General features: G+C 73.5%; 29 protein-coding genes. 20 read left to right on the plus strand and 9 right to left on the minus strand.

Annotated elements, in window-relative coordinates; all coding sequences use genetic code 11:
* From ACFUK0_RS04605 to ACFUK0_RS04680, 16 genes are all read left to right on the plus strand, one after another.
* Window positions 1-432: acetyl-CoA carboxylase biotin carboxyl carrier protein subunit (locus ACFUK0_RS04605; RefSeq protein ID WP_380246567.1), on the plus strand; the 432-nt coding region annotated here is incomplete at its 5' end.
* Between the two features lie 139 nt (window positions 433-571).
* On the plus strand, window positions 572-1513 hold the full coding sequence (locus ACFUK0_RS04610; protein WP_380246568.1) for a hypothetical protein: 942 nt from the start codon (window positions 572-574) through the stop codon (window positions 1511-1513).
* Between the two features lie 358 nt (window positions 1514-1871).
* Entirely contained in the window at window positions 1872-3341 is a 1470-nt protein-coding gene (locus ACFUK0_RS04615) for an FAD-dependent monooxygenase (protein WP_380246569.1), read from the plus strand.
* An 84-nt stretch (window positions 3342-3425) separates the two neighbouring features.
* Window positions 3426-3755 (plus strand): TcmI family type II polyketide cyclase, encoded by a 330-nt coding sequence (locus ACFUK0_RS04620; RefSeq protein ID WP_380246570.1) that lies wholly within the window; start codon window positions 3426-3428, stop codon window positions 3753-3755.
* On the plus strand, window positions 3752-5023 hold the full coding sequence (locus tag ACFUK0_RS04625; RefSeq protein ID WP_380246571.1) for a beta-ketoacyl-[acyl-carrier-protein] synthase family protein: 1272 nt from the start codon (window positions 3752-3754) through the stop codon (window positions 5021-5023). Before ACFUK0_RS04620 ends, ACFUK0_RS04625 begins: the two co-directional genes overlap by 4 nt.
* Window positions 5020-6234, plus strand: a complete 1215-nt coding sequence (locus ACFUK0_RS04630) for a ketosynthase chain-length factor (RefSeq protein ID WP_380246572.1) — start codon at window positions 5020-5022, stop codon at window positions 6232-6234. The genes ACFUK0_RS04625 and ACFUK0_RS04630 overlap by 4 nt, the downstream gene beginning before the upstream one ends.
* 165 nt (window positions 6235-6399) lie before the next feature.
* Entirely contained in the window at window positions 6400-6666 is a 267-nt protein-coding gene (locus ACFUK0_RS04635) for an acyl carrier protein (RefSeq protein WP_380246573.1), read from the plus strand.
* Between the two features lie 264 nt (window positions 6667-6930).
* Window positions 6931-7716 carry a 3-oxoacyl-ACP reductase FabG gene (gene fabG / locus ACFUK0_RS04640; protein WP_380246574.1) on the plus strand — a complete coding sequence of 262 codons (786 nt, stop codon included), beginning with the start codon at window positions 6931-6933 and terminating at the stop codon, window positions 7714-7716.
* A 44-nt stretch (window positions 7717-7760) separates the two neighbouring features.
* A complete protein-coding gene (locus ACFUK0_RS04645; protein ID WP_380246575.1) occupies window positions 7761-8705 on the plus strand; it encodes an aromatase/cyclase in 945 nt (314 codons plus the stop codon).
* A 4-nt stretch (window positions 8706-8709) separates the two neighbouring features.
* Window positions 8710-11028, plus strand: a complete 2319-nt coding sequence (locus tag ACFUK0_RS04650; protein WP_380246576.1) for an SDR family oxidoreductase — start codon at window positions 8710-8712, stop codon at window positions 11026-11028.
* A 124-nt stretch (window positions 11029-11152) separates the two neighbouring features.
* Window positions 11153-12601 carry an MFS transporter gene (locus ACFUK0_RS04655; RefSeq protein WP_380246577.1) on the plus strand — a complete coding sequence of 483 codons (1449 nt, stop codon included), beginning with the start codon at window positions 11153-11155 and terminating at the stop codon, window positions 12599-12601.
* A 78-nt stretch (window positions 12602-12679) separates the two neighbouring features.
* Window positions 12680-13147 (plus strand): acyl carrier protein, encoded by a 468-nt coding sequence (locus tag ACFUK0_RS04660; RefSeq protein WP_380246578.1) that lies wholly within the window; start codon window positions 12680-12682, stop codon window positions 13145-13147.
* The gene (locus ACFUK0_RS04665) at window positions 13144-13971 is read left to right on the plus strand and encodes a 4'-phosphopantetheinyl transferase family protein (RefSeq protein WP_380246579.1); all 828 of its coding nucleotides are present in this window, start codon (window positions 13144-13146) and stop codon (window positions 13969-13971) included. Before ACFUK0_RS04660 ends, ACFUK0_RS04665 begins: the two co-directional genes overlap by 4 nt.
* 104 nt (window positions 13972-14075) lie before the next feature.
* A complete protein-coding gene (locus ACFUK0_RS04670; protein WP_380246580.1) occupies window positions 14076-15680 on the plus strand; it encodes an acyl-CoA carboxylase subunit beta in 1605 nt (534 codons plus the stop codon).
* On the plus strand, window positions 15677-15931 hold the full coding sequence (locus ACFUK0_RS04675; RefSeq protein WP_380246581.1) for an acyl-CoA carboxylase epsilon subunit: 255 nt from the start codon (window positions 15677-15679) through the stop codon (window positions 15929-15931). Before ACFUK0_RS04670 ends, ACFUK0_RS04675 begins: the two co-directional genes overlap by 4 nt.
* A gap of 51 nt (window positions 15932-15982) precedes the next feature.
* On the plus strand, window positions 15983-16498 hold the full coding sequence (locus tag ACFUK0_RS04680; RefSeq protein WP_380246582.1) for a nuclear transport factor 2 family protein: 516 nt from the start codon (window positions 15983-15985) through the stop codon (window positions 16496-16498).
* Window positions 16499-16575: 77 nt separating this feature from the next.
* Here the strand turns inward: ACFUK0_RS04680 and ACFUK0_RS04685 are convergent, their stop codons facing one another.
* Window positions 16576-16785, minus strand: a complete 210-nt coding sequence (locus ACFUK0_RS04685; RefSeq protein WP_380246583.1) for a hypothetical protein — start codon at window positions 16783-16785, stop codon at window positions 16576-16578.
* A complete protein-coding gene (locus ACFUK0_RS04690) occupies window positions 16782-18062 on the minus strand; it encodes a ParB N-terminal domain-containing protein (protein WP_380246584.1) in 1281 nt (426 codons plus the stop codon). Before ACFUK0_RS04690 ends, ACFUK0_RS04685 begins: the two co-directional genes overlap by 4 nt.
* A gap of 470 nt (window positions 18063-18532) precedes the next feature.
* Here ACFUK0_RS04690 and ACFUK0_RS04695 point away from each other — a divergent pair, with 470 nt between their 5' ends.
* Entirely contained in the window at window positions 18533-19120 is a 588-nt protein-coding gene (locus tag ACFUK0_RS04695) for a ScbR family autoregulator-binding transcription factor (protein WP_380246585.1), read from the plus strand.
* A gap of 103 nt (window positions 19121-19223) precedes the next feature.
* Here ACFUK0_RS04695 and ACFUK0_RS04700 read toward each other — a convergent pair whose 3' ends face one another.
* Genes ACFUK0_RS04700 through ACFUK0_RS04710 form a run of 3 tightly spaced genes read right to left on the minus strand, consistent with a single transcriptional unit; the run spans window position 19224 to window position 22149 of the window.
* The gene (locus tag ACFUK0_RS04700) at window positions 19224-19925 is read right to left on the minus strand and encodes an HAD family hydrolase (protein WP_380246586.1); all 702 of its coding nucleotides are present in this window, start codon (window positions 19923-19925) and stop codon (window positions 19224-19226) included.
* Entirely contained in the window at window positions 19922-21109 is a 1188-nt protein-coding gene (locus tag ACFUK0_RS04705) for an oxidoreductase (RefSeq protein ID WP_380246587.1), read from the minus strand. The genes ACFUK0_RS04700 and ACFUK0_RS04705 overlap by 4 nt, the downstream gene beginning before the upstream one ends.
* Complete coding sequence (locus tag ACFUK0_RS04710; protein WP_380246588.1) at window positions 21103-22149, minus strand: ScbA/BarX family gamma-butyrolactone biosynthesis protein; 1047 nt, start codon at window positions 22147-22149, stop codon at window positions 21103-21105. Before ACFUK0_RS04710 ends, ACFUK0_RS04705 begins: the two co-directional genes overlap by 7 nt.
* A gap of 401 nt (window positions 22150-22550) precedes the next feature.
* Between ACFUK0_RS04710 and ACFUK0_RS04715 the strand changes: the two genes are divergently transcribed.
* Entirely contained in the window at window positions 22551-23198 is a 648-nt protein-coding gene (locus tag ACFUK0_RS04715; protein ID WP_380246589.1) for a ScbR family autoregulator-binding transcription factor, read from the plus strand.
* Here the strand turns inward: ACFUK0_RS04715 and ACFUK0_RS04720 are convergent.
* Complete coding sequence (locus ACFUK0_RS04720) at window positions 23180-23845, minus strand: DUF4291 domain-containing protein (RefSeq protein WP_380246590.1); 666 nt, start codon at window positions 23843-23845, stop codon at window positions 23180-23182. The genes ACFUK0_RS04715 and ACFUK0_RS04720 overlap by 19 nt on opposite strands.
* 148 nt (window positions 23846-23993) lie before the next feature.
* Window positions 23994-24410, minus strand: coding sequence for a winged helix-turn-helix transcriptional regulator (locus ACFUK0_RS04725; RefSeq protein ID WP_380246591.1), 417 nt, complete (start codon window positions 24408-24410; stop codon window positions 23994-23996).
* Between the two features lie 112 nt (window positions 24411-24522).
* Between ACFUK0_RS04725 and ACFUK0_RS04730 the strand changes: the two genes are divergently transcribed.
* The gene (locus ACFUK0_RS04730) at window positions 24523-25173 is read left to right on the plus strand and encodes an NADPH-dependent F420 reductase (protein ID WP_380246592.1); all 651 of its coding nucleotides are present in this window, start codon (window positions 24523-24525) and stop codon (window positions 25171-25173) included.
* Between the two features lie 20 nt (window positions 25174-25193).
* Here ACFUK0_RS04730 and ACFUK0_RS04735 read toward each other — a convergent pair whose 3' ends face one another.
* A complete protein-coding gene (locus tag ACFUK0_RS04735; protein ID WP_380246593.1) occupies window positions 25194-25667 on the minus strand; it encodes a hypothetical protein in 474 nt (157 codons plus the stop codon).
* Window positions 25664-25813 carry a hypothetical protein gene (locus tag ACFUK0_RS04740; RefSeq protein ID WP_380246594.1) on the minus strand — a complete coding sequence of 50 codons (150 nt, stop codon included), beginning with the start codon at window positions 25811-25813 and terminating at the stop codon, window positions 25664-25666. The genes ACFUK0_RS04735 and ACFUK0_RS04740 overlap by 4 nt, the downstream gene beginning before the upstream one ends.
* Here ACFUK0_RS04740 and ACFUK0_RS04745 point away from each other — a divergent pair.
* Window positions 25800-26393 carry a response regulator transcription factor gene (locus ACFUK0_RS04745; protein WP_380246595.1) on the plus strand — a complete coding sequence of 198 codons (594 nt, stop codon included), beginning with the start codon at window positions 25800-25802 and terminating at the stop codon, window positions 26391-26393. The genes ACFUK0_RS04740 and ACFUK0_RS04745 overlap by 14 nt on opposite strands.
* Window positions 26394-26827 lie beyond the last annotated feature (434 nt).

Raw genomic sequence — 26827 nt, forward strand, 5'->3', positions numbered from 1 at the left:
ACCGCCTTCGACAACACCATCCCCGCCTTCACCGGCACCGGAGCCGAAGCCGAAGAAGCCGACACCCGCGAAACCGTCGTCGTCGAGGTCGGCGGGCGTCGACTGGAAGTCACCCTGCCGGCCTCGCTCGGCGTCTCCACCGCCCCCACCGGCACCACCGCCGCAGGCAGCAGACCGAAGCGGCAGGGCGGCCGCAAGGCAGGCCCGGCAGCCTCCGGTGACAGTCTGGCCTCGCCGATGCAGGGCACCATCGTCAAGGTCGCCGTCGAGGAGGGCCAGGTCGTCGCCGAGGGCGAACTCATCGTCGTCCTCGAAGCGATGAAGATGGAACAGCCCCTCAACGCCCACAAGGCCGGCACCGTCGTCGGCCTCAAGGCCGAGGTCGGCGGCAGCGTCAGCTCCGGCGCCGCACTCTGCGAGATCAAGGACTGAGCAGGACGGGCGTCCTGCTCGTCGCGTGAAGTCTCCTTCGCCTGCCTACGGGTGACCGGCTCGGGAAGACTTCACAGCGACCGTACCGATCAACCTGTTGGGGGCTTGTCCAGTGACATCCAAGAGCTATGACGACGCGGTGAGCGAGGCGCTCGACCGGCTGCGGAACGTGGGCTACGAGCACGGCAGGTCCTTCGTGAACCACGCTCCGATGGCGGCGGAGGCGCTGGCCTGCATGGGCCACGCCGATGCCGTACCGGCCTGGGTCGAGGAGAACCTGCGGACCAGGAGCTACCACGACGTACCGCAGACCCGTTGGGTCCTGTCGGCAGAGAACGAGGACGACTGGACGTCGGCGCTGGGTGACTTCAGCCGGGTGGCCGACTGGTCGGCCATGTTCGAGCGGGAGTTGGCCCTGGCGCCGTGGACCGAGGTGCTGGCACGCTGGTGGCCCCGGCTGCTGCCGGGCATGTCGGGCGCCCTGACGCACGGGGTGATCCGCACCGCGCACGCCGTCCGGGCGCTGGCGCCGGCCGCCGAGGACCCGCTGAAGCAGGCCGAGCTCGCGCACGGCCTCGGCTACTGGGCCGCCCGCTACTCGGCCCCCCGTCCCGGCGGCCCGGCTGCCGGCGGGCGTGCCGGTGACGAGCCGGCCGGGGGAGCGGGATCGTTGGTCGCGCTGGACGAACTCGTCGCCGAGAGTGCCGGGTTCTTCGCCCGGACGCGGCCGGACTTCCCGATCCCGCTGATCCACGCGGTCACCGCCCCGGCGGCCGTCCGGCTGGCCTGCGAGCACCTGCCGCAGGAGCTGCACCGGCAGTCGTACCTGACCGCGGCGGAGACCAGCGCCACCATCCAGTCGTGGTTCGGGAACAAGCAGGGTGCCCCGGCAACCCCCGGTGAGGCACTGGCCGGGCCGCGGACGGAGGCCGAACTCATCGCCACCGCCATCGAGCTCGGCGACGAGCACGCGATCAAGCTGGTCGAGGTCGCGGTACGGCACAACGCGATCGCGCCGGACGCCCGGTACGCCGCCGCGGCCGACGTGGCGCTCGGCCGGCTCACCCGCTTCCTCTCCTGACCACCAGGTGCGCGAGGCCGCCGACCCCTCGGGGCGGCGAGCCCCCCGCGCACCGTGTCGAACGCGCCGCCCGCCCGGCCACCGCTCTGCCCCCGTGGGGCGGTGGGCCGGGCGGGTGTGCCCGAGCGGCGTGCCCGGACCCCCTGCCGGGCGCGCCGGGGGGCCCCCGGATCCGCGATCCGGGGGCCCCGTCACCGTCCCGATCCGCCGGACTCGTCCGGCCCTGAAACTGACTGTCCGTCAAATCCCTTGTACTACAAGGGTGTTGAGATGAGGCGCTGCTCGGCGCTCGCGCGCACGGCTTCGCAGCCAGCTCCAATCCAGTGAAGGAACTTCCACGATGAGCAAGGAGAGGTACATGGACGCTGCAGTGATAGTCGTGGGCGCCGGGCCGGCCGGAATGATGCTCGCAGGCGAACTACGGCTTGCGGGCGTCGACGTGATCGTCCTGGAGCGCCTCGCGGCGCGGACCGGTGAGTCGCGCGGCCTGGGGTTCACCGCCCGCACCATGGAGATCTTCGACCAGCGCGGGCTGCTGTCCCGCTTCGGGGACGTCGAGACCAGCAACGTGGGCCACTTCGGCGGCCTGCCGGTCGACTTCGGCCTGCTCGACGGCGCCCACCAGGCTGCCAAGACCATCCCGCAGTCGCACACCGAGACCGTCCTGGAGGACTGGGCCACCGCGCTGGGCGCGGACATCCGCCGCAGCCACGAGGCGCTCTCGATCACCGACCGGGGCGACGGCGTCGAGGTCGAGGTACGCGGGCCGGACGGCGTCCACACGCTGAGCGCCGCCTACCTGGTCGGCTGTGACGGCGGCCGGAGCATGGTCCGCAAGGCCCTGGGCTTCGACTTCCCCGGCACCGCCTCCACGCTGGAGATGTTCCTCGCCGACGTGAAGGGGCTCGACCTGGAGCCGCGCATGATCGGCGAGACCCTGCCCGGCGGCATGGTGATGATCGGCCCGCTGCCCGGCGGCGTCACCCGCCTGATCGTCTGCGAGCGCGGCACCCCGCCGCAGCGCCGCGAGACACCCCCGACGTACCAGGAGGTGGCCGACGCCTGGAAGCGGCTGACCGGCAACGACATCTCGCACGGCGAGCCGGTCTGGGTCAGCTCCTTCGGCAACGCCACCCGCCTGGTCACCGAGTACCGCAAGGGCCGGGTCTTCCTGGCCGGCGACTCGGCGCACATCCACCTGCCGGCCGGCGGGCAGGGCATGAACACCAGCATCCAGGACGCGGTCAACCTCGCCTGGAAGCTGGCCTCGGTCGTCCGCGGCAAGGCCCCCGAGGCCCTGCTGGACACCTACCACAGCGAGCGGCACCCGGTCGGCAAGCGTCTGCTGATGAACACCCAGGCCCAGGGCCTGCTGTTCCTCAGCGGCGCCGAGGTCCAGCCGCTGCGCGACGTCCTCACCGAGCTGATCGGGTACGAGGAGGTCGGCCGCCACTTCGCGGGCATGGTCAGCGGTCTGGAGATCCGCTACGACGTCGGCGGCGGCAGCCACCCGCTGCTGGGGCGGCGGATGCCGTTCCTGGAGCTGGTCGGCGACGACCTGAAGACCAGCAGCACCCAGGCCCTGCGCGCCGGCCGCGGCGTGCTGCTGGACCTGGAGGACAACAGCGCACTGCGCCGCCGGGCCGCCGACTGGCGCGACCGGGTGGACATCATCACCGCCGCCCCGCACGGCCTCCCCGAGGGCAGTGCGCTGCGCGGCACCTCGGCCGTCCTGGTGCGCCCCGACGGCTACGTCGCCTGGGCCGCCCCGGGCAGCCACAGCGACCTGCCGATGGCCCTGGAGCGCTGGTTCGGCCCCGCCTTCTAGGCCCTGTTCGACAGGGCCCGGGCCGGCCGAGCCCGCCACACCCGTGACACACCCGGACCAAAGCTCCGAAGGAGAGAGAAGACCATGCACAGCACCTTGATCGTTGCCCGGCTGAACCCCGACGCACGCCACGACGTGGCACGGCTGTTCGCGGAGTTCGACCAGACCGACATGCCGCACCGGATGGGTACCCGCCGGCGCCAGCTGTTCACGTACCAGGGCCTCTACTTCCACCTGCAGGACTTCGACACCGACAACGGCGGCGAGCTCATCGAGGCGGCCAAGACGGACCCGCGCTTCATGAAGATAAGCGACGACCTGAAGCCCTTCATCGAGGCCTACGACCCGGCGACCTGGCGCTCCCCGGCCGACGCCGTCGCCCCGCGTTTCTACACCTGGGAGGCGTCCGCATGAGCGGCCGGCGAGTGGTCATCACCGGGGTCGGGGTCACCGCCCCCGGCGGCATCGGTGCCAAGAACTTCTGGGGTCTGCTGAGCGAGGGGCGCACCGCCACGCGGGGCATCACCTTCTTCGACCCGTCCTCGTTCCGGTCCCGGATCGCGGCGGAGATCGACTTCGACCCCGAGGCCAACGGCCTCAGCCCGCAGGAGATCCGCCGGATGGACCGGGCGGCGCAGCTCGCGGTCGTCACCACCCGTGAGGCGGTGGCGGACAGCGGCCTGGAGCTGGGCGGCCTCGACCCGTACCGGATCGGCGTCACGATCGGCAGCGCCGTCGGCGCGACCATGGGCCTCGACGAGGAGTACCGGGTCGTCAGCGACGGCGGCCGGCACAACCTGGTCAACCACGAGTACGCCGTGCCGCACCTGTACGACTACCTGGTGCCCAGCTCCTTCGCGGCCGAGGTCGCCTGGCAGGTCGGCGCCGAGGGGCCGTCCACCGTGGTGTCCACCGGCTGCACCTCGGGCATCGACTCGGTCGGGCACGCGGCGGCGCTGATCCGCGAGGGGTCCGCCGACATCATGATCACGGGTGCGACGGACGCGCCGATCTCGCCGATCACGCTCGCCTGCTTCGACGCGATCAAGGCGACCACCCCCCGCAACGACGACGCCGAGCACGCCTCGCGGCCGTTCGACAACACCCGCAACGGGTTCGTCCTCGGTGAGGGCTCCGCGGTGTTCGTGCTGGAGGAGCTGGAGAGCGCGGTGCGGCGCGGCGCGCACATCTACGCGGAGATCGCGGGCTACGCCTCGCGCTGCAACGCGTTCCACATGACCGGCCTGCGCCCGGACGGGCAGGAGATGTCCGAGGCCATCCGGGTCGCCCTGGACGAGGGCCGGATGAACCCGCAGGACATCGACTACATCAACGCGCACGGTTCCGGCACCAAGCAGAACGACCGGCACGAGACCGCCGCGTTCAAGAAGAGCCTCGGCGACCACGCCTACCGGATCCCGGTCAGCTCCATCAAGTCGATGGTCGGCCACTCGCTCGGCGCGATCGGCTCGATCGAGATCGCCGCGTCCGTGCTGGCCATGAAGAACAACGTGGTGCCGCCCACCGCGAACCTGCACACCCCGGACCCGGAGTGCGACCTCGACTACACGCCGCTGACCGCGCGCGAGTGGAAGACGGACGCCGTCCTGACCGTCGGCAGCGGTTTCGGCGGGTTCCAGAGCGCGATGGTGCTGGCCCGTCCCGAGAGGAGCGTCGCATGACCAGGTCGGTGGTAGTCACGGGGCTGGGCGTCGCCTCCCCCAACGGGCTCGGTACGGAGGACTTCTGGGAGGCGACCCGCAGCGGCAAGAGCGGCATCGGCCGGATCACCCGGTTCGACCCCTCCCAGTACCCGAGCAGACTGGCCGGAGAGGTCCCCGGCTTCGTCGCCAAGGACCACCTGCCGAGCCGGCTGATCGTCCAGACCGACCACATGACCCGGCTCGCCCTGGTGGCGACCGACTGGGCGCTGGCCGACGCGGGCGTGCAGCCGGAGGAGCTGCCCGAGTACGACGCGGGTGTGGTCACCGCCAGCTCGTCCGGCGGCTTCGAGTTCGGCCAGGGCGAGCTGCAGAAGCTGTGGAGCCAGGGCAGCCAGCACGTCAGCGCGTACCAGTCGTTCGCCTGGTTCTACGCCGTGAACAGCGGCCAGATCTCCATCCGCAACGGGCTCAAGGGCCCCAGCGGCGTGGTCGTCAGCGACCAGGCCGGCGGCCTGGACGCGCTGGCGCAGGCCCGCCGGCAGATCCGCAACGGCACCCGCCTGATCGTCTCCGGCGGCGTCGACGCCTCGATCTGCCCCTGGGGCTGGGTCGCGCAGCTGGCGAGCGGCCGGCTCAGCACCGGCGACGAGCCGGACCGCGCGTACCTGCCGTTCGACGCCGACGCGGCCGGCCACGTGCCCGGCGAGGGCGGCGTGATCCTCGTCCTGGAGGACGCCGAGTCCGCCCGCGAGCGCGGCGCGCGGAGCTACGGCGAGATCGCCGGCTACGGGGCGACCTTCGACCCGAAGCCGGGCAGCGACCGCGCACCCGGTCTGCGCAAGGCCATCGAGGTGGCTCTCGCGGACGCCGGGATCGAGCCCGGTGACGTCGACGTGGTCTTCGCGGACGCGGCGGCGATCCCGGAGCTGGACCGGATCGAGGCCGAGGCGATCACCGCGGTCTTCGGCCCGCGCGGCGTCCCGGTCACCGCGCCGAAGACGATGACGGGCCGGCTGAACTCCGGCGCCGCCCCGCTCGACGTCGCGGCCGCCCTGCTGTCCATCGGCGACGGCCTGATCCCGCCCACCACCAACGTCGAACTGGCCCCCGGCTACGACATCGACCTGGTCACCGGGCAGGCCCGCCCCGCCGCCGTCCGCACCGCCCTGGTCCTGGCCCGCGGCCACGCCGGATTCAACTCCGCCGTCGTCGTCCGCGCCACCGACTAGGCGCCCCCGAACCGGCGCCCGCCGGCGGCACCTCCTCCGCTCCCCCTCGGGGAGGACCGCCGCCGGCGGGCGCCTGCCCTGCCCTCACAGGGCCGCACGTACGCAGCACAGCACCGCAGCTCCACACCCATCGCCGGCACCCGGCACCTCTGGAAGGGAACCACCATGACTGCACAGCTCTTCACGCTCGACGACCTCAAGCGGATCCTGCTCGAAGGCGCCGGCGCCGACGAGGGCGTCGACCTCGACGGCGAGATCCTCGACTCGGAGTTCGAGACGCTCGGCTACGAGTCGCTCGCCCTGCTGGAGACCTACGGCCGCATCGAGCGCGAGTACGGCATCACGCTGGAGGACTCCGAGCTGGCCGGCGCCGACACCCCGCGCGCCCTGATCGCCGTCGTCAACGGCCAGTTGGTGCCCGTCGCGGCCTGACGCCGGACCGCCGCCGCCCCGGCACCAGCGGTACCGCAGTCCCGGCCGCGGCCCCACGCCGGACCGGCACCGTCGGCACCGCACCCGCCCCAGCACAACACCGCAGCACCGCAGTACCACCCGCCGGAGTCGCCGCCGGGGCCGGACCCTCCGGCCCCGGCGCCCCCACCTTCGCCGGCACCGCAGTCGCAGTCGCCAGGTATCCGGCCGTTCGGCGACCCAGTCATTCGGCCACCCAGCCATCGGGCTCTCATGGGAGAAGACATGTCAGTGCAGGACAAGCGGGTCGCCCTCGTCTCCGGGGCCACCAGCGGAATCGGCCTCGCCGTCGCGCGGCTGCTGGCCGGCCAGGGCCACCGGGTGTTCATCGGCGCCCGCGACGCCGAGAACGTCGCCGCCACCGTCAAGGCGCTCCGCGAGGAGGGCCTGGAGGTCGACGGCACCACCCTCGACGTGCGCTCCAACGAGGACGTCGCCGCGTTCGTGCAGGCCGCCGTCGACCGGTTCGGCACCGTCGACGTCCTGGTCAACAACGCCGGCCGCAGCGGTGGCGGCGTCACCGCCGACATCGACGACGAGCTGTGGAACGACGTCATCGAGACCAACCTCAACAGCGTGTTCCGGCTGACCCGCGAGGTGCTCAACACCGGCGGCATGCGGCACAAGGAGCGCGGCCGGATCATCAACATCGCCTCCACCGCGGGCAAGCAGGGCGTCGTGCTCGGCGCGCCCTACTCGGCCTCCAAGCACGGCGTCGTCGGCTTCACCAAGGCGCTCGGCAACGAGCTGGCCCCGACCGGCATCACCGTCAACGCGGTCTGCCCCGGTTACGTCGAGACGCCGATGGCGCAGCGCGTGCGGCAGGGCTACGCGGCCGCGTACGAGACCTCCGAGGCGGCGATCCAGACGAAGTTCGAGTCGAAGATCCCGCTCGGCCGCTACTCCACCCCCGAGGAGGTGGCCGGCCTGGTCGGCTACCTGGCCTCCGACACCGCGGCCTCGATCACCTCGCAGGCCCTCAACGTCTGCGGCGGCCTCGGCAACTTCTGAGCCGGCCCGACCGACCCGACCCGATTACCCAAGGAGTGACGAGCATGTCTGAGCACGGTCTGCGCGAGGTGGAGCACGAGGTCACGGTCTCGGCCCCGGCCGCCGACGTCTACCGGCTGATAGCCGACGTGGCGAACTGGCCGCGGATCTTCCCGCCCACCATCTATGTCGACCACGTCGAGCGCGGTGAGCGCGAGGAGCGCATCCGCATCTGGGCCACCGCCAACGGCGAGGCCAAGAACTGGACCTCGCGCCGCACGCTGGACCCGCAGGCGCTGCGCATCGAGTTCCGCCAGGAGGTCTCCACCGCGCCGGTGGCGACCATGGGCGGCACCTGGATCATCGAGCCGCTCTCGGAGACCGAGTCGCGGATCCGCCTGCTGCACGACTACACGGCGGTGGACGACGACCCGAAGAGCATCGCGTGGATCGACGAGGCCGTCGACCGCAACTCCCGCTCGGAGCTCGCCGCGCTGAAGACGAACGTCGAACTGGCCACCGCGTCCGAGGAGCTGACCTTCTCGTTCGAGGACACCGTGCAGATCAACGGCTCCGCGAAGGACGTCTTCGACTTCATCAACGAGGCGCACCTGTGGTCCGAGCGGCTGCCGCACGTGGCGACCGTCCGCCTCGACGAGGACTCCCCGGGCCTGCAGACGCTGGAGATGGACACCCGCGCCAAGGACGGCTCCGTCCACACCACCAGGTCGTACCGGGTGTGCTTCCCGCACGACAAGATCGCCTACAAGCAGACCACGCTGCCGGCCCTGATGAACCTGCACACCGGCTACTGGACGTTCCGGGAGACCGAGACCGGCGTCGCCGCGTCCTCGCAGCACACCGTCGTGCTGCGGGCCGAGAACATCACGAAGATCCTCGGGCCGGAGGCCGGCGTCGCGGAGGCCACCGAGTACGTCCGGACGGCGCTGAGCACCAACAGCCGGGCGACCCTGGGCCACGCCAAGGACTACGCCGAAGCCAAGCGCTGATCCGATGGACGACACCCTGGACACCCTGGACAAGCTGGACACCCAGGTCATCGTGGTCGGTGCCGGGCCGGTCGGCCTCATGCTCGCGGGTGAACTGCGGCTCGGCGGCGCCGAGGTGATCGTCCTGGAGCAACGGGCCGCCCCCACCACCGAATCCCGGGCCTCGACCCTGCACGCCCGCACCATGGAGATCCTCGACCAGCGCGGCCTGCTCGCCGAGCTGGGGACTCCGCCGAACGACGTGACCGGCCACTTCGGCGGCGTGCCGCTCGACCTCGCCCTGGACAGCCCCTACCCGGGCCAGTGGAAGGTCCCGCAGGTCCGCACCGAGGAGCTGCTCGGCGCCTGGGCGCACGGCCTCGGCGCGGACGTCCGCCGCCGGCACACCGTCCGCGCCCTCACCGACGGCCCGCAGCACGTCGAGGTCGAGGCCCTCGGGCCGGACGGCCCGGTGCTGCTGCGGGCCCGGTACGTGGTCGGCTGCGACGGCGAGCACAGCACCGTACGGCGCCTGGGCGGCTTCGGCTTCCCGGGCGCCGACGCGCGGCGCGAGCTGATCCGGGCCGACGTGGACGGCATCGACGTACCCAACCGGCGCTTCCAGCGCCTGGAGAACGGCCTCGCCATCGCCGCGCGCCGGGGCGACGGAGTCACCCGTGTGATGGTGCACGAGTTCGGCCGCGAGGCCCGGCCGCGCACCGGTGAGCCGCAGTTCGCGGAGATCGCCGAGGTCTGGCAGCGCGTCACCGGCGAGGACGTCCACGGCGGCACGCCGCTCTGGGTCAACGCCTTCGGCGACGCGTCCCGGCAGGCCGAGCGGTACCGCCGCGGCCGGCTGCTGCTGGCCGGGGACGCCGCCCACCAGCAGATGCCGATCGGCGGGCAGGCCCTCAACCTCGGCCTGCAGGACGCCGTCAACCTCGGCTGGAAACTCGCCGCGCACCTGCGCGGCGGCGCGCCCGAGGGCCTGCTCGACAGCTACCACGACGAGCGGCACGCCGTCGGCCTGCGGGTCCTGTCCAACATCAGGGCGCAGGCCCTGCTGCTGCTCGGCGGCCCCGAGGTGGAGGCCGCGCGCCCTCTCATGGGGGAGCTGATCGCACACGACCGGGTGCGCCGGCACCTGGCCGGCATGATCAGCGGCCTCGACGTCCGCTACGAGGTCGGCGCCGCCGGCCACCCGCTCGCCGGCGCCCGGCTGCCGCACGCCGTCCTCGACACCCCGGACGGGCCGGGCAGCACCCTCGCGATGCTGCGGGCCGGCCGGGGCGTCCTGCTGCTGCTCACCGGCGGCCCGGCGGCGGCGTCGCAGGAGGCGCGGCAGCAGGCCGTGCGCTCGGCGGCGGCGCCCTGGGAGCACCTGGTCGACACCGTCACCGCGCCCGCGCCGGCGACCGGCCCGCTCGCGGACACGGCCGCCGTACTCGTACGCCCCGACGGCCACATCGTCTGGGCCGAGCCTTCCCCCAGCCCTTCGGCCGACCCCTCGGCCGACCTTTCGGCCGCGCTGCGCCGCTGGTTCGGCGCCGCGACGGCACAGGACAAGAACAGGAGCAGGACCATGGGCAACTTTGCCGGCAAGACGGCGCTGGTCACCGGCGCGAGCCGCGGAATGGGCCGGGCCACGGCCGTGCGCCTCGCCCGCGAGGGCGTACTCGTCGCGGTGCACTACTCGACCAACAAGGACGCGGCCGACGAGGTCGTCGCCACCATCGAGAAGGACGGCGGCCGGGCCTTCACCGTGCAGGCCGAACTGGGCGTCCCCGGAGACGTCCACCAGCTGTTCCTCGGCCTGGAGGAGGGGCTCAAGGAGCGCACCGGCTCGACCACGCTCAACATCCTGGTCAACAACGCCGGGGTGATGGGCGGCGTCTCGCCCGAGGAGACCACGCCGGAGCAGTTCGACCGGCTGGTCGCGGTCAACGCCAAGGCGCCGTTCTTCATCATCCAGCGCGCGCTGCAGAACATCCCGAGCGGCGGCCGCATCATCAACATCTCCTCCGGGCTCACCAAGTTCGCCAACCCGCAGGAGATCGCCTACGCGATGACCAAGGGCGCGGTCGAGATGCTCGCCCTGCACTACGCCAAGCACCTGGGCCCGCGCAACATCACCATCAACAGCGTGGCGCCCGGCATCACCCGCAACGGCAACCCGGTCTTCGACATCCCCGAGGTGGTGGAGCAGATGGCGCAGCTGTCGACCTTCAACCGGGTCGGCGAGCCGGAGGACGTCGCCGACGTGGTCGCCTTCCTCGCCTCCGACGAGGCCCGCTGGATCACCGGATCGTTCGTCGACGCCAGCGGCGGCACCCTGCTCGGCTGACGGACGCACCGCGTGCCGCTCCACGCACGGACGGGGCCGGCCGCGCACGGTGCGGCCGGACCGTCCACCCACCGGGAGCCCGGCCACCGCCGGGCTCCCGGGCGACCACTGCTGGAGCAGGACCATGAAGCTCTCGTCCCTCGCACCACCGGCCCCCGCCCCCACCGCCACCGGGCGGTGGAGCCTCGCCCTGTGGGGCCTGCTGACCGTGCTGGCCGGCAACATGCTCATCGACGCGCTCGAGGTGTCCGTCGCGGTCGTGGCACTGCCCTCGATCGGCGCCGACCTCGGCCTCGCCCCGACCACCCTGCAGTGGGCGATGAGCGGCTTCGCCGTCGGCTTCGGCGGCCTGATGCTGTTCGGCGCCCGGGTGGTGGCCCTGCTGGGCCGCCGCCGGGTCTACCTCGTCGCGCTGCTGGTCTTCGCCGCCGCCTCGGTGCTGAGCGGGCTGACCAGCGACCCAGGGGTGCTGATCGCCACCCGTTTCGTGAAGGGCTTCTGCGCCGCCCTCACCGCCCCGACCGGGCTGGCCATCATCAGCACCACCTTTCCCGAGGGGCCGGCCCGCAACCGGGCCCTGTCGGTGTACACCCTCTTCGGCGCCAGCGGCTTCACCGCCGGCCTGCTGCTCTCCGGCCTGCTGACGCAGGTGAGCTGGCGGCTGACCTTCCTCTTCCCGGCGCCGGTCGTGCTGGTGCTGTTCGCCCTCGGACTGCGGCTGATCCCCGAGGCCCCCGCGGCCGGGCCCGCGCCCGCCGGGCCGGCGCCGCGCCGCTTCGGCGTCGCCGGCGCCGTCACCTTCAGCGGCGCCCTGCTCGCCCTGGTGTACGGCATCGTGTCCGTGCCCGGGCACGGCTGGGCCGATCCGCGCTCGGCCGGCGCCTTCGCGCTCGGCGCGCTGCTGCTGGCCGCCTTCGCGGTCACCGAACGCACCTCGGCGCAGCCGCTGCTCGGCTTCCGCGCCCTCGCGAACGGCGCGATGGTGCGCTCGGCGCTCGGCGCGGCGGCCCTCAACGGCTCGTACCTCGGCCTGCTGCTCACCGCCACCTACGAGTTGCAGACGCTGGCCGGCTGGACGCCGCTGCAGACCGCGCTCGCCTTCGTCCCCGCGAGCGCGCCGCTGGCGGTGGCCGCCCTGTCGGCCGGGCGGATCGTGACCCGCTTCGGCGCGGCCCGGCTGATCGCCCTCGGCGCGGTCTTCCCCTGCCTCGGCTACGCGCTGTTCCTGCGGCTGTCCTGGCCGTTCGGCTACGCGGCCGCCGTCCTGCCGACGATGCTGCTGGTCGGGGCCGGTTTCGTGCTCTCCTTCGCGGCCCTCAACCTGCAGGCCACCTCGGGACTCCCGGCGGAGCGGCGCGGCGCGGGCAGCGGGCTCTACCAGACCGCCGTCCAGGTCGGCGCCGCGCTGATGCTGGCCCTGGTCGCGGCCCTGATCGAGGCCGCCCGCCCGGCGGCCGGCGCCCCGGTGGCCGAGGCCGTCGCGGCGCTGCGCCCGGCCCTGTGGCTGGTGACCGCCGTCGGCCTGCTGGGCCTGCTCACCGGGCTGTCCGGTGTCCTCAAGCGTCGCCGCTGACCCGCCGCCGGTTCGGCGGCCGCACCACGGCGACTGCACAACTCCCCCTTCCCTGCTGCCTCCTGGAAAGCCATGACCATGGACCAGATCCAACACGATTGGGAACTGAGCGACTTCGAGAACCTCGACGACTTCGACGACTTCGACGAGCTCGACGACTTCGAGCGCGACGACCGGCCGGTGATCGAGGTGACCCCGCCGAGCCTGGCCGAACTCGCCACCGCCGGCCTGGCGGAGCGGACCAGGATCATCGAGAAGTACGTCCGGGAGGAGCTGGCCCGGGTGCTGGGGGTCGATCCGTACAGCATCGACACCACCGGCCGTCCGATGAACAGCCTGGGCGTCGGCTCGATCCACGGCCTGGAGATCCAGCGCCGGATGGAGGCCGTCCTGCGGATCGACGTGAACCTCCAGCGGCTGCTGCGGGCCAACAGCGCGTTCGAACTGATCGAGTGCCTGGCGGGCCAGCTCGGCCCCGAGGACAGCCCGCACAAGCGCTCGGCCGGGCACACCCACGCCGTTCCTGCCGTGGTGGGCGCGGCGTGACCGGCTCCGGGGCGGTCGGCGGTGCCTTCGCGCCGCGCGCCCCCACAGCCCTGGCCGGCGCCCCGTTCGCGCCCCTGCTGGACGGGGACCGCCTGGACGTCTGGCTGATCCGCCGCCCGAAGCTCGACGTGGCGCAGGCCGCCCTCGACCTCTCGGAGCTCGACGACGCGGAGCGCCGGCGGGCGGCCTCCTTCATCCGCCCGTCGGACGGGATCACCTACGCGGCGGCGCACATCGGCCTGCGGCGGCTGCTCGGCGGCTACCTCGGCGTCCCGCCGGAGGAGGTGCCCTTCGTCCGCGAGCCGTGCCCCGGCTGCGGTGACCCGCACGGACGCCCGGCCGTCGCGTACCCCTCGCCGCCGCTGCACTTCTCGCTCGCGCACAGCCAGGGGATGGCGGCCGTGGGCGTGGCCGCGACCCCGCTCGGCATCGACGTGGAGCGGCTGCCGCACGAGGAGACCGTCGAGGTCTGCACCCCGGCCCTGCATCCGGACGAGCGCGCCGAACTGGCCGCCGTCGACCCGGCCGGGCTGCGGTTGCTGTTCGGCCAGTTGTGGACCCGCAAGGAGGCCTATCTCAAGGGCATCGGAACCGGGCTGAGCCGCCTTCCGGCGCAGGACTACCTCGGCGCCGAACCGGCCGGCCGGCCACCGGGCTGGACGATCCTCGACCTCCCGGCCGGCCCGCGCCACCAGGCCGCCGTGGCGGTGCACCGGGAGGACCCGGTGGCGCCGGTCCTGCGCTGGCTGCCCTTCGAGGCGCTCTGCGCCGGCGGCACGGTGGACGTGTCCCGCCGCGCGCCGGCCCGTCCGGTCGCCGCCTAGTGCCCCAGGAGCCGCCCGCCGCGGACCAGGTGTCCGCGCCACCAGCACGGCCCGCCGGACCGACGGACCGACCGCCCCACGTACCCCTCGGGAGTGACCCAGCTATGTCGACACCTGAAAAGACCAAGTCCGGCCGCCCAGACCAGCAGCGGGTGCACTGGACGTCCAAGGAACGCCTGGAGGAGCTGGGCCTGATCAAGGACGCCGCCCTCCAGGGGCCGGATCCGTCCGCCACCGAGCGCCAGCACTCCAGAGGCAAGCTCACCGCCCGCGAGCGGATCGAACTCCTGCTGGACGAGGACTCGTTCACCGAGGTCGAGCAGCTCCGCCGGCACCGTGCCACCGGCTTCGGCCTGGAGCACAAGCGCCCCTACACCGACGGTGTGATCACCGGCTGGGGCACGGTCGACGGCCGCACCGTCTTCGTCTACGCGCACGACTTCCGGATCTTCGGCGGTGCGCTGGGGGAGGCCCACGCCACCAAGATCCACAAGATCATGGACATGGCCCTGTCCGCGGGCGCCCCGCTGGTCTCGCTCAACGACGGCGCCGGCGCGCGGATCCAGGAGGGCGTCTCGGCGCTGGCCGGATACGGCGGCATCTTCCAGCGCAACACCAAGGCCTCGGGTGTCATCCCGCAGATCAGCGTGATGCTCGGCCCCTGCGCGGGCGGTGCGGCCTACTCGCCGGCGCTGACCGACTTCGTGTTCATGGTGCGCGAGACCTCGCAGATGTTCATCACCGGCCCGGACGTCGTCCGCGCGGTGACCGGCGAGGAGATCACCCAGAACGGACTCGGCGGCGCGGACGTCCACTCCGGCACCTCGGGCGTCTCGCACTTCGCGTACGACGACGAGCAGAGCTGCCTGGAGGACGTCCGGTTCCTGCTGTCGCTGCTGCCGTCCAACAACCGGGAACTCGCCCCCACCTCCCGCAGCGGCGACCCGGCCGACCGCCGTACCGACGCGCTGCTCGACCTCGTCCCGGACGACCCGAGCCGGGTCTACGACATCCGCGGCGTGATCGAGGAGATCGTCGACGACGGCGACTACTTCGAGATCCACCCGGCCTGGGCGACGAACATCGTCTGCGCGCTCGCCCGGCTCGACGGCGAGGTGATCGGCATCGTCGCGAACCAGCCGGCCTCCTACGCGGGCGTTCTCGACATCGAGGCGAGCGAGAAGGCTGCCCGGTTCGTGCAGTTCTGCGACGCGTTCAACATCCCGCTGGTCACCCTCGTCGACGTCCCCGGCTTCCTGCCCGGCGTCGACCAGGAGCACAACGGCATCATCCGGCGCGGCGCCAAGCTGCTCTACGCGTACTGCAACGCGACCGTGCCGCGGATCTCGCTGGTGCTGCGCAAGGCCTACGGCGGCGCGTACATCGTGATGGACTCCCGCTCCATCGGGACGGACCTCGCGCTGGCCTGGCCGGGCAACGAGATCGCCGTGATGGGCGCCGAGGGCGCGGCCAACGTCATCTTCCGCCGGGAGATCAACGCCGCCGCCGAGCCCGAGGCCGTCCGGCAGCAGAAGATCAAGGAGTACCAGGCCGAGCTGATGCACCCCTACTACGCCGCCGAGCGCGGCCTGGTGGACGACGTCATCGACCCGGGCGCCACCCGGCAGATCCTGGCCAGGTCGCTGGCCATGCTGCGGACCAAGCACGCCGACATGCCGTGCCGCAAGCACGGCAACCCGCCGCAGTGACGGCGGCAGGCGCGGATCCGGCCGCCATCCGGATCGAGCGGGGCAACCCCGACGCCGAGGAGCTGGCCGCGATCACCGTGATCCTGCTGGCGCGGGCCGCGGCGGCCGCCGCGGCTCCCGCCCCGGCCCACCGGCGGGCGACCGCCGGCTGGCGCCGGCTGGAGCGCGCCCTGCGCCCGCGCGACCCGCGCGGCTGGCGCGCCCCGCAGGCCGTCACCACCACGAGGACCGCAGAGCCGGCGCGAACCTGAGGACCGCCCGCCCACCGGACGGTCACCGCCCCCCACAGGCAGGACCACACGATGACCCTGACAGACGAAGAGCTCCTCGCGATGCGCGACGGGCTGCGGGTACTGACCGACCGGGCCGAGATCAGTGATCTCATCGACCGCTACGTCATCGCCCTCGACACCCAGGACGACTACGGCTACGACGACTACTGGCCGGTGCCGATCTTCAGCGAGGACGCCGTGCTGGAGTTCCCGATCGGCAACTTCGCCGGCCTGGACGGACTGGCCCGGTTCCACTTCGAGGCCAAGGCCAAGTTCGACCGGACGCTCCACCTGAGCAGCAACTACGCGATCAGCCTGAACGGTGACCGCGCGATCATCCGGGTGCACCTGGTCGCCGCGCACGTGCACCGGGCCGACGGCCCGGACCCGGGCGGCCGCTTCGACATCGGCGGGTACTGCGAGGGCGAGGCGGCGCGCACCGAGGAGGGCTGGCGGCTGCGCCGCTGGAAGTTCAACCTGATGTGGTCCGAGGGGACGGGGCCGGCCCGCCGGCCGGCCCGGGACCGCACGCTCGCGCTGAGCTGACGCGGGCGGCCCGTCACACGGCGACGGCCCGCCGGGGAACCGGCGGACCGTCGCGGTGGCGGGGGCAGGAGCCCGGATCAGGCCCGGAACGTCTCGGACGCCTGGGCGTCGGGGCCGGGTGCGGCCAGTGCGAACAACTCGTCCAGGTCGTACTCCGCACGCTGCGGTCCGCCATATCTGTTGATCTTCCCGCGGCTGGCCCACTTCCTGATCGTCGCCTCGGAGACCCCCATCGCCAGCGCGGCCAGTTCGGTCGGCACCGTCCGCCGCTTCGTCCCGGGGTTCACCGCTCCACCGCCCCGGGGTAGCGGTCCGCCGAGGCCGTGCCCGCCGCGTCCGGAGCGCAGTGCTGCAACCGGCCGGCGATCAGCAGCCACTGCTGCGGGGGCAGGAAGTGCCCGGCCTCGCAGGCGACATGGCCGGGCGGCGACTCGTGGTCGTCGGCCCGGCGCAGGACCGCGTGCAGGGTGCTCGCGCACCCGGGCTGCGGACAGGTGCCGACCGGCCGCCGCTGCGCCGGGCCGGGCCCGAACATCCGGGTGGCGGAGTCCAGCAGGCGGGCCACCTCCTCGTCGAACTCGGCCGCCGCCGGGTGCGCCGCCAGCCACTCCAGGTGGCGGACCAGGAAGCGCACCAGCGCGGGTACGTCCCGTTCGACGCCCGGCCCGCCCCGGCCCGGGGCCCGCTGCTCCTCGACGACCAGGCCGGCCCAGCACGCGAGCACCTCGGTCAGCTCGGTCCGGACCGCCATGACCTTCTCGTCGAGCACGATGCCGGTCGCCGCCCGGCTGCCGCTGACCCGCTCCCGGAGGTTCACCGGCGCGCCGGCCGCCATCGTCTGCTCGCTCTCCCGGTAGGCGTCGCGCAGCCCGCGCAGGTCGGTCCGCAGCCGGTCCAGGGCGGCGGCGCACAGGCGCAGCCCGTCGACGGCTCCGTGTCCGCGCGGCCGGCCGGTGCTCCGTCCGTGTCCGCAGCGCGGGGCGGCGCAGTCCCGCCGGGCGGGGGCCGGGCGCCGGCTCTCCTGCCGGGGGCCGACCTGTTCGCCGGGGTGGGTGGCGCGCCGCCGGATCGAGGCGACCGCCGCGACGGACAGGCCGGTGGTCGAGGCGACGGCGCGGTCCGCCCACCGGGGGTGGGAGCGCACTATGCGTTCGGCGGCGGTGATCCGGTCCGCCGGGGTCAGCGGGAGGCCGTGTCTCGCGTTGACCTCGACGGCGAGTACGAAGGCGTCCTGCACCGTGCCCCGGAAGAAGCGGACGGGTACCTGTTTGCGTCCGCGCAGGACGCTCGCCCTGATCCGGTGCGTCCCGTCGATCACCCGCATCGTCGCGCGGTGGACGATGACCGGCGGGAACACCGCGTCCGAGGCGGCGAGTGAGCGGACGTGCTCGGGGTTCTCCCTGGCCCGGGGCGAGTCGGCCGGCAGCAGCAGGCTGACCGGGACGACCTCGACGGGGGAGAGGAGCCGGCTGAGCTGCTCCCAGACGGAGTCCGCGGCCGGCGCGAGAACGGAGCCGCCGGGTGGGGAGGCGGGTGCGGGTGCGGTATCGACGCTTCCTGTCACTGGTCTGCTCCTTCGGGCGCTCGGCGGGTCTGCGTTCCGTGCGTGTGCAACCGTGGCGTGGGCACGGGCTGACACAAGATCACGTCATCCTCCATGCTGACTGGTGCTGTCTCGGCGGCGCGCGACGAGGAGGGCCCCCGTCCGGTTCGGTGGTTCCGGCAGGGCCGTTGGGCGGTGCCGCAGAACTGTGGTGCCGGGTGGGGCGGTCGGTCACGGCGCTCTCCGTTGAAGGTCTCCGTCCGTGGTGTCAGAATACCTTCCCGAAGGTATTTTGTGAACCCGAAACCGGTGCGCGGAGGGTCCCGCCGAAGGCGGTGCAGCGGTAATGTCGCAGGATCTGCCTCTTTGGAAGCATGCGAAGCGGTTCAAAAAAATCCTGCATGAAGGTATCTTTAGGCTGGGGCGAAGCCCCTGCCCGACCCACTCAACGGTGCCCCCAAGGACGCCAACCCCTAGAAAAGGGACGAACCATGACGCGAAAGCAGGCGCGGTCCATCCAGACGTACGAACGGGTTCTGGACGCCGCTGCCGCCGAGTTCGCACAGCACGGGTACCCGAGCACCAACCTGCAGAACGTGGTCGCGCGGACCGGGCTCACCAAAGGTGCGCTGTACGGCCACTTCTCCTCGAAGGAACAGCTGGCCGCCGTGCTGATCAGCCAGTTCGACGAGGCGGTGCAGGCACTGGTGAGCGCCGTCGAGACCTCGGGGGCCCCGGCCCTCGGGCAGCTGCGCACCCTCACCTGCTCGCTCGCCGAGGAGCTCCAGTCGGACATCCGGATCAGTGCCGCACTGCGTCTCGTGGTGGACGAGGCGCAGGCCACCGTCCAGCCGCCGGCTGCCCTGGCAGAGCTCCGCCAGCACGTGCTGAGCCTGGTGCACCAGGCTCAGAAGGAGAAGGACATAGAACCGGAACTGCCCGCCGAGCCGGTGGCCGACCTGGTGATCGCCGTGCTCTTCGGCGCCCACTACATGGCGCCGGCCGCCGACGGGAAGGACCTGCCCAGCCGGGTCCGCGACATGTGGACCATCCTGGAACCGACCCTGCGGGGCCGCTGAGTACCGGCGCTCGGGGGCGCGCTCGGTACCCCGGCCGCGGGGCATGCGGACGAGGCCGGTGACCTGAGGTCACCGGCCTCACGCACGTGCGCCGCCGGGCCCGTCAGCCCGCCGGGACGGTCGCCGACCGGGGCGGCACCGGCGCGCTCAGCACGGGCCAGCCGCGCAGCCCGGCCTCGTCCGCCAGGCCGGAGTGCCCGCCGACCACCACCGGGTGGCCGACCTCCAGCAGCATCGGCAGGTCGCTGAGGTCGTCGCCGTAGGCGAAGCAGTCGGCCGGCCCCACCGACCGGGCCGCCATCACGGCCGCGGCCGCCTCGGCCTTGGCCGGGCCGATCAGCGGCCGCTCCACCTCCCCGCTGAGCACCCCGCCGCCGCCCAGCTTCAGACTGGTGCACACGACCATCCCGGCGCCCAGGTCCCGGAGCAGCGGATCCAGCAGTGCGTGGCAGGACCCGGAGACCAGGACGACGGTGTCGCCGGCCGCCCGGTGCCCCTCCAGCGCGTCGACGCCCGCCCGGACGAAGGCGCCGGGGCGGCCCCGGAAGCCCGCGTACCAGTCCAGGCCGGCCCGGCGGAGCAGCTCCGGCCGGACCCCGGCGAACAACCGGAAGTAGGCACGGTTGAGTTCGGCCCGCGGCAGGCCGCTGCGGAGCAGGCGCTCCACGCTCCCCGGATCGCGCCGCGTCGCCCGGCCGGCGGCGGGGCCCGAGATCCAGTACTGCCAGAAGTCCACCATCGTCTTGCAGCCGACCAGGGTCTCGTCGACGTCGAAGAAGGCGATCCGCCCGGACGGCGCCGTCATGCCCGGCCTCCGCCCGCCCCGGCGGCGGCGGCGAACACCGCCGGGGCGTAGACCGCGGCCGCCGCCTCCAGGTCGAGTGCCATGTGCCCCGCCGCCGCGCTGACGTCCCGCCATCGGCGCTGTAAGGGGTGCTCCTCGGACTGGCAGCGGGCGCCGGCCGTCTGGAACAGCCGGGCGACCGCGCTCGTGCAGAGCCCGGCGGCCACCGCCAGGTCGCGCTGGTTCTCCCCGGCGGCGGGCAGCGGCGCGGCGCCGCCCTGCCCGCTCCGGTACACGGCGGTGTCGGCGCGGTCGGCCGCGTGGCACAGCAGCAGCGCCGCCGCGTGGATCTGGGCCGAGGCCTCGGCCAGCACCTGCTGCACGGCGGCCGACTCGCGGGCCGGGCGGCCGTCCGGGCGGCACTTGGCCGCCATCACCCTCGTCCAGTCCCGCAGCGCGCCCCGGGCCGCTCCCAGCACCGGCGCCGCGAACTGCAGCGGAGCCGTCAGCTGGAAGGGCACCGCGTGGCAGTGCGCGTCGCCGGGTCTGACCCGGCCCAGCTCGGCGATCGTGAACGTCCGGTGCTCCGGCACGAAGACGCCGCCGAGGGCCACCGTGTTGCTGCCGGTGCCGCGCAGCCCGGAGTTGCGCCAGGTGTCCAGCACGTCCACGGCCGCCACGGGCACCGCGAACAGCCGCTGGTCCGGCCCCCGGTCCCCGGCGCCCGGCCCGGCCAGCAGCACCCAGTCGGCCTGCTCCACGCCACTGACGAAGGACCAGGTGCCTTCCAGGCGCCAGCCGTTGTCGCCGTCGCTGCTGTCGGGCACCGCTTCGGCGGCCGGCGGGGCGAGCGCGGCGGCGATCCGGACGTCCGGGGAGCCGCCCCACAGCTCCTGCTGCCCCCGCTCGGGGAGGTAGGCCGCCAGCCGGCCGTGTGCCGCGTAGAGCGAGGCGCACCACGCCGTCGAGGCGCAGGCCTCGGCGAGGGTCGCCACCGCGTCGGCGAGCGGGTGGAAGAGCCCGGCCGTCCCGCCCCACCGCCGCGGCACGAAGTGCCGGGCGAATCCGGCCGCCGAGATCCTGGCCGCGAGGGCGGGCGTCAGCCCGCGCCGGTGGTCGAGCAGCGCCGTGCTGCGCTCGGCGAGGTGCAGCAGGCCGTCCAGTACCGGAGCCGGGCGTTCAGAGAGTTGATGTCTCGTCAGCATGTCGCGTTCTCCGGCTGCTTGGCGGCTGCCTGCGGCCGGCCGCGGTGGGCCGGCGGCATCGCGAGCAGCCGTGCGGAGGCGAGGACCCGGCCGTCCTGGACCGCCGTGGCGAGCACGCTGTGCTCGGCGCCCGCCGGCTCCAGGGCGGTCTCGATCGACACCGGGAGGTCGAGTTCGCCGAAGGAGCTGAACCTGATGGCGACGAGGGACGGCGACCAGCCGTCCGGACTGGTCGAACACCCCCCGCCGGCCGTCGTGGTCAGCCGGGCCGCCTGCCGGAACGCCTCCAGCAGCACCATGCCGGGGATGTGGTCCGAGTCGTGGTCGAACAGCACGGGGTGGCTGCGGTCCATCCGCAGCTGCCAGCGCTGCGGCGCGGCCGGCCGGCCGGCCGCGAGCAGGACGTCCTGGGCGGTGCGGTAGCCGACGGCCGCCGCCGGCAGCGGCGGGGTCCGGTCGTGGAACACGGCCTCCGGGCGGCGCCCGCGCCGGTAGCGCAGGGCGCCGTAGCGGCGCGGGTGCATCGCCTCCCAGCTCACCGCGACCCGCCCGCAGCGCACGCCGGCCACGTGGATCTCGGCCTCCAGGTGCATCTTGAACCGGCCTGGTGCGGCCCGTTCGTGGACGCACACCGTGTCGAGGACGATCGGCAGCGGCCCCGGGCCGGCCGGCAGGCCGCCCGGGGCGACCGCGAGCTCCAGGTCGAACATGACGAACGGGAAGTCGTCGGGTATGCCGTGGAAGCGGTGCGACAGCAGGATCGCCGTCTGCCGCACCGTCTCGGCCAGCAGCAGCGGGTCGCTCGACGACGCGTCGGCCCGGTTCCGCAGCAGGTGGTTGCGTGACCAGAGGGCGGCCACGGCGAACCGGTCGGTGTCGAGTCTCCTGGCGTCCGTGAGCAGTACTTCTGTCGCCGACACCTTGTGGACCGCTTCGCGTGCGACGCGGCGGCCGAAGGACAGGCCCCCCCAGGGGTCCGCCGGGGCCGAGGACGTGCCGGTCGGATGGTGCGAACCAGTTGCAGGCAGGACTGTGAACACGAACGGACTCCTTTGCGGTGACATTCGCGGAGCAAGGCGGAAGGCGCGCGGGCCGGGCGGCCGTGCGGCCGTCCGGACGCCGGTGTGTGCTGAGTGTGGTGTGCCAGCCCGAGCCCTGTGGCGGGCTCAGGGGATTGGCAGAAGTGCTACGGCAGGCAGGCTGCTCGGCCGTGCCTTGCGGTGCGATGGCGCTGCTTTCGGTGCGTCGGCATGCCCCCCTGACATGCCGAGCCCTTGTCGTCACGAGTAGGTTGCACTGGTGAGCGAGGTCCCGTTTCGAAAATATACCCACCCGAAGGTATATTGCAATCAGTACGGCAGGCCTTGACCCCACCGCGGCACCCCGTGGCGCCCGTTCACCCCGACCGGCGCACTCGGTACGACCGAGAGGCAGAGCACACGTGTCCAAGCAAGCACCTGTAGTCGGCTGGGAGCCCACCAACCCCAGGACGAGCCAAGGTCCCGAGCTGCACCAGGACCGGGCACTGCGTACCCGGGCGCTCGTGCTGAACTGCGCAGCCGAGATCTTCGCCGACAAGGGATACCGGGGAACGTCCATCCAGGACGTGGCCGCCAAGGCCGGGATGACCAAGGGCGCCGTGTACTTCCACTTCCCCAGCAAGGACATCCTCACCGTCGCGGTCGTCGAGGAGCACTACACCCGCTGGCCGGTGATGCTGGAGAGCGTCCGGGCCCGCAAGCTCTCCCCGCTGGACACCGTCGTCGCCCTGCTGGACCTCGTGGCCGAGGCCTTCCACACCGACGTGGTCGTCCGCGGCGGCGCCCGCCTCCAGATCGAGCACGCCCTCATCGGCCTGCCGCTGCCCACGCCGTACGTGGGCTGGATCAACCTGCTGACCCAGCTGCTGGAGGAGGCCGACGAGGCCGGCCAGCTCCGCGCCGGAGTCACCCCGGCCGCCGCCGCCCGGGCCATCGTCGGCGCGTTCTTCGGCATGCAGCACGTCTCCGAGACCGTCAGCCAGCGCGCCGACCTCCCGGCCCGCTGGAGCGAGATGCGCGAGCTGCTCTTCTACTCCATCCGCGCCTGAGGGCGGCCCGCTCCCGGGCGCTCCCGCGCCCGCGGATCCCGGCTGCCGCCGGCGGTGATCCGCAGGGCGAGGCGGTCGGACAGGGGGTAGGCCGTCTCGGCCGGGATCAGCGCGTCGGCCGCCGCCGCCCGGCCCGCCCGCACCAGGTCGCGGGCCTCGTGGGCGAGCGCCGTGGCGTCCGTGACGGTGAGGATCCACTCGTCGGCGTACCGGTCCACGGCCTCGCCCGACAGGCCGAGTTGCAGCGCCCGGTGGGGGAGGGCGCCGAGCGCGGTGGAGCGCTCGGGATCCCACTGGACGCGTACCGGGCTCGTCCTGAGCTCGGCCTTCCAGGCCGCGGCGGACGCGTGCCGGTCCCGGTCGTAGTGGCTCGGGCAGGACCGGTCGAGCGCCCACTCGAAGCCCGCCCGGCTGATCCGGACGGCCAGCACCCGCTCCTGCCCCGCCTTGGTGCCCCAGCCGGAGCGGTACATCGTCCAGCGGAACGACGGCTTGATCCAGGTCATCCGCTCCCGCTTGAACGGCGCCACGAAGGTGCCCGCCGCGAGCGCCGCCTCCGCGACGGCGGCGGGGTACGCCTGGTAGACGACGAGACTGTGCTCGTCGTGCACGGCGCGGATCTGCCGCGGCGGATGGTGGGTCGTCATCGCCGTCTCCTCGGTCGTCGGCACACCGCCCGGACGGACGGCTCACCGTACTTCTACCGGTCCACCGTTTCCGGACGAATTCCGGCACCGACGCGATCGGGAAACCGGGTGCGGTGCGGCCGGCGCACCCGGCCCGGCGTGCCGCCCGCTACGGCGCGGCGGGGGAGCCCGGTGCCCGCCGCCGCTGCTGCTGCGACCGCGTGAACCTGTCCTGGGCGTCCAGCACGCTGTCGGCGTAGCGCGCCGCCCAGAGGCCCATCTCCCGCATCGGGGCGAGCAGCGCGCGGCCGGCCTCCGTGAGCGCGTAGTCGACCCGCGGCGGGGCCTGCGCGTACGCCTGCCGCTCGACCAGGCCGTTGTACTCCAGGCGCCGCAGCGCCTCGTTGAGCACCTTCGGGCCGATGCCGCCGATCCGGGCCAGCAGGGCGCGCGGCCGCATCGGGCCGCACTCGCCGAGCGTGAACACCACGACGCTGTCCCAGCGGTTCGCCAGCACCTCGAACGCGACGCGCGCGCGGCAGTCGGCGGTGAACGGCGCATCGGGCCGGCCGGCCGGTTCGTCCATGCCCCCATCCTGCCCCAGGTATCGGACACCAGGTGGTGTGTATCGGCCGGCCTAGCGTCGTGACCCGGCGGCCCGACCGGGCCGCCCCCGACCGGCAGGCAGGAGTACCACGATGCGCATCGGCATCCTCGGCACCGGCGCGATGGCCACGGCACTGGGCGGCGCCTGGGCCGCCGCCGGCCACGACGTCCTGATCGGCGGCCGCGACCGGGCCGCCGCCGCCCGCACGGCGGCCCGCACCGGCGCCGGCGGGCACGGGGACCTCGCCCGGGCGGCGGCCCACGGCGAGGTCATCCTGGCCGCCGTCCCGGCCGCCGTGGCACCGGAGTTGGCGAAGGAGTACGCCGGCCTGCTGGCCGGCCGGACGGTCGTCGACTGCACCAACCCGGTCATCCCCACCGACGACGGCCTGGTGCTCTCCACCGGCGGCGCCGGCTCGGTCGCCGGCCTGATCGCGCAGGCCGCGCCGGGCGCCCACGTGGTGAAGGGCTTCAACCTCTGCCACGAGAGCATCTGGACGCTCTCCCCGCCGGTCTTCGAGGGCGTGCCGCTGGCCGTCCCGCTCTGCGCCGACGACCCGCAGGCCCTGGCCCGGGTGGCCCGCCTGGTCACCTCGATCGGCTGCACCGCCATCCCGTGCGGGGGCCTGGTCCGCGCGGCCTACCTGGAGGCGACGGCCGCCTTCGCCATCGGCGCCTGGTGGTCGGGCGCCCAGCCCCGGGCCGCCTTCCCGTCCCCGGCCGAGGCACCGCGGGCGGCCTGAGCCGGCCGGCCGGCGGAGCGTCAGCCGAGCGGTGCCGGGGCGCCGAGGGCCTCCAACTCGGGCAGCAGGACGGCGGGATCACCCGCGCCGACGCCGGTGAAGCGCTCGGTGGCGAGAAAGCGCGCGGCGGCCGCGCGGACGGCGTCGGGGGTGACCGTGCGCAGCCGGTGCAGGTGACCGGGCAGCCAGTCGTGGTCGAGACCGGCCGTGGCGAGGGTGAGGAGTTGGTGGGCGAGCCCGCGCTGGCCGGACAGCAGCGGCGACGTGATCCCCACGGCGTAGGAGCGGGCGGCCGCGACCTCGTCGTCCGTGGGCGGGGCCGCCCCGGCGATCCGGGCCAGCTCGCCCCGGGCCGCCCGGATCGCGGCGCCGGCCCCGGCGGTGCGGGTGTCGGTCTCGAACCCGATGACGGTCACCGCATCCACGGCGGCGTGCTCCTCGATCGCCGACCCGGCGGCGTAGACGTAGCCGAGGTTCTCCCGCAGCTCCGTCACCAGTCGTGAGGAGAGGCCTCGTAGCCGGGGTCGGTGCGGGGGAGCGCGGTCGCGGCGAGGCTGATCCGGGCCTGCGCGGCGCCGGGGGGCGGCAGGAGTTCCAGGGCGCCGCCCCCGACGGTGCCGGGCGCGGTGGGCAGCGTCACCGCCCGCTCGGAGCGCCACCGGTCGAGTGCCCCGCACGCCAGGTCCGCGGTGGCCTGCGGCTCCGCGCAGCCGACCAGGACGAGCGTCGCCCCGCGCGGCACCAGCCGCTCCCGGGCCGGCCGCCGTACCGCGTCCGCGTCGGCGAGTGCCACCGGGCCGGCCTCGGGCGCCCGCCTGCTGGCGGCCCACGGCCGGCGGGCCCGGGCCGAGGTCTGGCTGGACGAGGCCGGCGAACTGGCCGACGAGACGGGCGCCGTCCGCGTGCGGGAGCAGGTCGAAGCGGTCGCCCGCCGCCTGGCCCCGGCGGGCGCAGGCACGACGGCCCCGAAACCGGCCAGGGCCGACCTCACCTCCCTGACCGCACGGGAGCGCCAGATCACGGACATCCTCACGACCGGAGCCCGGACCAAGGAGATCGCCGGTGCCCTGTTCCTGAGCCCCCGCACGGTCGAGTCGCACATCGCCCGGATCTACCGCAAGTTGGGCGTGACCTCCCGGCTCGCCCGGGTGGCCGCCCTGGCGCCCCCGCCGTCGGCGCCCCGCGCTGACACCTCGGCAGTCGCCTCCGGCCGGCCGTAGCCGTCGGTCCGGAGAAACAAGAAAGCCCCAGGCCGTTGACCTGGGGCTTTATCGCTGAGCGGGCGACGAGAATCGAACTCGCGCTATAAGCTTGGGAATCTTTGGGTGTTCGGGTCGCCTTGTGGCTCTGACCTGCAGTGATACTGCCGCAATTGGCCCTTCGGGCGCTCGACGCTGACCGCTGTCGCCTCTCCTTCACTGCCCGTTCTGGCATGGATCTGGCACGCGCCGGAATCGTCCTTGCAGGACCGGTGTGCGAGCACTTGGCCATGCCTCGGCAGCACCCTAACCAGCACGATCCGTTGTCCTCAATGTCCACACCTCGCCTGCTCTCGCTCAAATCCCACCCGTAGTCGCTCATCTCCGCGAGCAGAACCTGTCCCGGCAAACAGCACCTTGCTCTCGGCGGCCTCGGCCCCCGTGAGCGAGGCCGT

The sequence above is a fragment of the Kitasatospora sp. NPDC057223 genome (genome assembly GCF_042669755.1).
In the GTDB taxonomy this organism is placed as follows: domain Bacteria; phylum Actinomycetota; class Actinomycetes; order Streptomycetales; family Streptomycetaceae; genus Kitasatospora.

What these genes read in the sequence shown, in the direction of transcription:
- ACFUK0_RS04725 (WP_380246591.1), bottom strand. Translation starts at nt 24,410, where the DNA reads ATGGACGAACCGGCCGGCCGGCCCGATGCGCCGTTCACCGCCGACTGC.
- ACFUK0_RS04625 (WP_380246571.1), top strand. Translation starts at nt 3,752, where the DNA reads ATGAGCGGCCGGCGAGTGGTCATCACCGGGGTCGGGGTCACCGCCCCC.
- ACFUK0_RS04620 (WP_380246570.1), top strand. Translation starts at nt 3,426, where the DNA reads ATGCACAGCACCTTGATCGTTGCCCGGCTGAACCCCGACGCACGCCAC.
- ACFUK0_RS04705 (WP_380246587.1), bottom strand. Translation starts at nt 21,109, where the DNA reads ATGCTGACGAGACATCAACTCTCTGAACGCCCGGCTCCGGTACTGGAC.
- ACFUK0_RS04670 (WP_380246580.1), top strand. Translation starts at nt 14,076, where the DNA reads ATGTCGACACCTGAAAAGACCAAGTCCGGCCGCCCAGACCAGCAGCGG.
- ACFUK0_RS04645 (WP_380246575.1), top strand. Translation starts at nt 7,761, where the DNA reads ATGTCTGAGCACGGTCTGCGCGAGGTGGAGCACGAGGTCACGGTCTCG.
- ACFUK0_RS04695 (WP_380246585.1), top strand. Translation starts at nt 18,533, where the DNA reads ATGACGCGAAAGCAGGCGCGGTCCATCCAGACGTACGAACGGGTTCTG.
- ACFUK0_RS04655 (WP_380246577.1), top strand. Translation starts at nt 11,153, where the DNA reads ATGAAGCTCTCGTCCCTCGCACCACCGGCCCCCGCCCCCACCGCCACC.
- ACFUK0_RS04720 (WP_380246590.1), bottom strand. Translation starts at nt 23,845, where the DNA reads ATGACGACCCACCATCCGCCGCGGCAGATCCGCGCCGTGCACGACGAG.
- ACFUK0_RS04650 (WP_380246576.1), top strand. Translation starts at nt 8,710, where the DNA reads ATGGACGACACCCTGGACACCCTGGACAAGCTGGACACCCAGGTCATC.
- ACFUK0_RS04635 (WP_380246573.1), top strand. Translation starts at nt 6,400, where the DNA reads ATGACTGCACAGCTCTTCACGCTCGACGACCTCAAGCGGATCCTGCTC.
- ACFUK0_RS04700 (WP_380246586.1), bottom strand. Translation starts at nt 19,925, where the DNA reads ATGACGGCGCCGTCCGGGCGGATCGCCTTCTTCGACGTCGACGAGACC.
- ACFUK0_RS04630 (WP_380246572.1), top strand. Translation starts at nt 5,020, where the DNA reads ATGACCAGGTCGGTGGTAGTCACGGGGCTGGGCGTCGCCTCCCCCAAC.
- ACFUK0_RS04660 (WP_380246578.1), top strand. Translation starts at nt 12,680, where the DNA reads ATGGACCAGATCCAACACGATTGGGAACTGAGCGACTTCGAGAACCTC.
- ACFUK0_RS04730 (WP_380246592.1), top strand. Translation starts at nt 24,523, where the DNA reads ATGCGCATCGGCATCCTCGGCACCGGCGCGATGGCCACGGCACTGGGC.
- ACFUK0_RS04615 (WP_380246569.1), top strand. Translation starts at nt 1,872, where the DNA reads ATGGACGCTGCAGTGATAGTCGTGGGCGCCGGGCCGGCCGGAATGATG.
- ACFUK0_RS04680 (WP_380246582.1), top strand. Translation starts at nt 15,983, where the DNA reads ATGACCCTGACAGACGAAGAGCTCCTCGCGATGCGCGACGGGCTGCGG.
- fabG (WP_380246574.1), top strand. Translation starts at nt 6,931, where the DNA reads ATGTCAGTGCAGGACAAGCGGGTCGCCCTCGTCTCCGGGGCCACCAGC.